Origin of the sequence: Psychrobacter pasteurii, from assembly GCF_900162815.1 — a bacterium.
Taxonomy (GTDB): domain Bacteria; phylum Pseudomonadota; class Gammaproteobacteria; order Pseudomonadales; family Moraxellaceae; genus Psychrobacter; species Psychrobacter pasteurii.
Map to the genome: position 1 here is coordinate 1 of NZ_FUGD01000222.1, position 332 is coordinate 332.

1 pseudogene is annotated in these 332 nt (G+C 42.2%); it reads left to right on the forward strand.

Annotated elements, in window-relative coordinates:
- Positions 1-332: pseudogene (locus A1232T_RS13555) on the forward strand (transposase); the annotation flags it as partial.

Sequence of the window (332 nt, forward strand, 5' to 3'; positions counted from 1 at the left end):
ATTACAAGTTTATTACTCGAGTCAAAGCAGGCTCCTACTTAAGTTATGAGGGTAAGTCCCAGCGCTGTAGCCAGATAGCTGGGCAACTTAATTTTAGCTATCAACGACAAGTCAATTACAAAGGTAAAGCTGCTAAACAATATATCGCCACGGCGAAAGTGGTATTAACTCGCAGCGCTAAACCCCAAGCTATTGACCCTGCAACAGGTAAGCGAATAGCACCGATTAAAGGTAAGCCCTTATCTTTACTGTTAACCGTCAGTCGTATCTATGATGATCAAGATAAACGGCTAGCGACTTGGTATTTATTAAGTAACTTGCAAGAGACGTCC